The organism is Mesorhizobium sp. M4A.F.Ca.ET.020.02.1.1 (assembly GCF_004022645.1).
Taxonomy (GTDB): Bacteria; Pseudomonadota; Alphaproteobacteria; order Rhizobiales; family Rhizobiaceae; genus Mesorhizobium.
Genome location: NZ_RZOI01000643.1, coordinates 1 through 3,477 on the forward strand (window position 1 = coordinate 1; position 3,477 = coordinate 3,477).

Here is a 3,477-nt window from a genome sequence, read left to right on the forward strand (position 1 = left end):
TAGCCGGCCAGAAACGATGCGGACGCTACCCCCAGGCAGGCGAGCATTCCAATCGGCTTGTCCGGGAACAACAACACCGATGAAGACCACAGTGCCAGTCCATTCAAACCGAAATTGACGAGGTCGATGGTTCCGACGGCAAGAAGCCGTTTGCGCGAAGCGGCAAGGTCGGCCAGGAGTTGCCTGATGAAGGGGGCTATCCGGTCTCGAAACACCAGGGCCGCCGCCGCCGCAACCACGACAATGGACAAAAGTCCCACTACGAGCCAAGTTGAAACTTCGCTGATTTTCAGCGCCTGCATCAGCCATTCGCGCAAAAGCACCGCAACCAGGGCGAAGCCGACGCAAAGCAGGGCGATCGCCTCGACGATCATCGCTTTCGTCGATGCGCTGACAGGTATGTCGTAAGATTTGAGCACCACTGCCCTGCCAACGAGGTGGCCGACGTTGCCGGGCAGATACTTGCCGATCTGGGTGGAGAGAAAAACCGGTCCAATGAGACCGAGCGGGCGCCCAACGCCGAAAACACCAAGCAGCATATGCCAGTTGAGAGCGGCGAGCAGGAGGCTGCAAAAGATTGCCGCCGCACCGATCAACAGCGAAGTCCAAAAGAAGGGGGCGGTTGCAGCCCGGAAAAGCACCTCGGGCGAACGGGCAACTGCGGCAATGAAGAATGCCAACCCCGCCAGCGACAGCGTGATCCCGACAATGCGGAGCGCTTTCACCGTTGCTTCCTTGCCACGAATATGAGCGTCGGGACAATTCCCCGCATCGACTTGAAGATGAAGTCCGGAATGTTGCTTGCGATTTTGTAGGCGCCGACATTGCTTTCCAAATCGCTCACAAGGCGAATGGCGTCGATGGTCTTGTCCTGCGCGTCGAACCCGGCTTCGCTCAACAGGGTTTCAGCTTCGGCTCGAGAGAGAGGCCGACAGTCATAGCGATGCTTCGCTCCGCGAAGTCGGATGTAACGATCCGCGATCGGAGCAGGCAGCCAACTCAGCAACGGAAGCTTGTAGTGAGCTTCGAAAAGCCGCCATTTGTTGGGGACCGCAAAGTACACGGTTCCATCCGGCTTAAGGCAACGGTGAATTTCGTCGAGATGCCGCCGCTGCTCAGCAAGATCACCGACATGCTCGATCACATGATTGGTGACGATCAGATCGAAGTGCTCGTTTGGAAACGGCAGTCTGGTGTCGTCCACCTTGTGGAAGACATAGCCCTGCTCGATCTGGCGCTCGTCATTGATGTCGGTCGCAAAGGTCCCGCGCGGGCCAAAACCGAGCTCGGAAAAGTAGCTTGCGATGAAGCCAGAGCCACAACCGACCTCGAGCATGCGCATATCCGGCTTCGGTGCCGTCATGCCGGAGAGCATCGCAATCTTCCGGGCCTTGGCATTTCGGCTTTGCGCATCGAGGATCGCGTGTGAAAGGCGCAAGGCTGCCATGCGCGTCGCCCTATCGTCTCTTCAATTCCGACGCAAGGCTGCGCCAGGTGAGCCGTTCATTGGTTGCCGCTATGGCATCAGGCTCATACCACTTGCCTCCATCCATAACGCGCGACAAGGCACCCGCAAGGGCGTCCACGTTTTCCGCCTCGACCAGAATGCCTGTTCCGGGCAAAACGGTATCGACGAAGCCACCAACCTCACTTGCGACCACAGGCTTGTGGTAGTTGAAGGCAAGCGCGGCCACGGCGCTGCCCGAGGCTGAGCGATAGGGCAGGACAATTGCATCCGCGCGCGCGAAGAGATTGGCTGCCGACTGGTTCGAGACATAGGCATTCACCATATCGACCTTTTCGGAGATACCGCTTTCGCTGATGATCCTTTCGTAAGCTGAAACGCCGTCCCAGCTTTCCCCGGCAATGGTGAGATGGAAGTCCCTGTCGGCAATCCTGGCCAAGGCGTGCAAAAGTATGTCCAAGCCCTTGTAAGGCCGGATCAACCCAAAGAAGAGGAGTTCCGTTCTCGCGCGTCGCGGCAATTCGTGATCCGGCGCGGGGAAGGCATCGTAGGCCGGAATCGGATGCATCCGGATGGATGCTGCCGGAAACATTTCGCCAAGACTCTCGCGATGGCGACTGGAGTGCACGAACAACTCCTTGCAGTCGCCTAACGCCAGGTTGCGAAGTTTGACCTTCCAGCCGGCGGATTCGTGATCATCCACATTGTGGCAAATCACCACCAGCCGCTTACCGCAGCGTCTGGCAAGCCGTTTCACCCAAATGATGAACGGAGCCCAATAGACGTGCCACCATTGCACGACGATCAGATCCGGATTCAAGGAACGAATGCGACGGCCGACCGCTGGCCAGGTGAATGGATTGACTGAATCGACGATGTATTCGACATCCGGGAGATATGCGCGCGGCTCGGGTTCCTTGTCGCTTCCGCCGGGGTACATGAATGCCGGAAACTGACGCGAAAAGGATATCGTAAATCGATCATCCGACTCGGCGAGAGCTTGGTGCAATTGAGCCGTGTATTGAGCTATTCCTCCGCGATAGGGCGGAACAGGCCCAATTAGGACTATACGCATCAACGCTCCGAGTTCCGGACGAGATTCGCCCGCTGCGTATAGCGGATGTCCTCCAGCAGCTTGCGGTTGGCCGCTATCACATCGGCCAGGAAAGCGACGAGAAGGCACTGGAAGCCCATCGACATCAGCGCGCCCGCCAGGATCACCGACTGTATATGGCCGGTGCCCGTTCCGGTCAGGTAGAAATAGAGGAAGCGCAGGCCGATCAGGAAGCCAAGTCCGAAAAGCAGCGCCGCGGCAATGCCGAAGAAGCGGGCAGGCTGGTAGATGACGAAGATGCGCACGATGGTGAACATCGAACGCTTCAGATAGGAAGGTATGCTCTTGACCAGCTTCGATGGCCTAAGATCGCCATTGACGCGGATCGGCACCGAGACCACGCGCATATTCTTGCGGCCGGCCTGGATGATGGTTTCCAGCGTATAGGTGTAGTTGTTGAACACGATCAGGCGCTGGGCCGCGGTTCGCGAGATGGCGCGGAATCCGCTCGGCGCATCCTGAACGTCGGTGCCGCTGCTCACCCGAACCACCCAACTGCCAAGCTTTTGCAGCAACTTCTTGGCCGGAGAGAAATGTTCTATCTCCGAAATCGGCCGAGCGCCGATGACCATGTCGGCGCGCTCCTGCAGGACCGGCAAGGTCAGGGCCGGAAGATCGGCGGCGTGATATTGATTGTCGGCATCCGTGTTGACGATGACATCGGCGCCTTGTGCCAGACAGGCCTCGATGCCGGTCATGAAGGCGGCGGCAAGGCCACGATTGCTGGTGTGACGGACGACATGGTCGACGCCGTTTTCCTCGGCAATCCTGACCGTTTCGTCGGTGCTTCCATCATCGATGATCAACCATTCGACGCTGTCGAAGCCTGTGACGGTCCGCGGCAGATCGCTCAGCGCTATCGCCAGTGTTTCTGCTTCGTTGTAACAAGGAATCTGGA

General features: G+C 58.3%; 4 protein-coding genes. All 4 read right to left on the reverse strand.

Going from position 1 to position 3,477, the window contains the following annotated elements:
* A partial coding sequence (locus EN742_RS28440) for a hypothetical protein (RefSeq protein WP_148670314.1) occupies positions 1–725 on the reverse strand: 725 nt, incomplete at its 3' end.
* Positions 722–1,447, reverse strand: a complete 726-nt coding sequence (locus EN742_RS28445; RefSeq protein WP_127407126.1) for a class I SAM-dependent methyltransferase — start codon at positions 1,445–1,447, stop codon at positions 722–724. The genes EN742_RS28445 and EN742_RS28440, both read right to left, overlap by 4 nt.
* Positions 1,448–1,457: 10 nt before the next feature.
* Positions 1,458–2,540 carry a glycosyltransferase gene (locus EN742_RS28450; RefSeq protein ID WP_127407127.1) on the reverse strand — a complete coding sequence of 361 codons (1,083 nt, stop codon included), beginning with the start codon at positions 2,538–2,540 and terminating at the stop codon, positions 1,458–1,460.
* Positions 2,540–3,477, reverse strand: a 938-nt coding sequence (locus tag EN742_RS28455; RefSeq protein WP_148670315.1) for a glycosyltransferase family 2 protein, incomplete at its 5' end; no start/stop codon positions are given. The genes EN742_RS28450 and EN742_RS28455, both read right to left, overlap by 1 nt.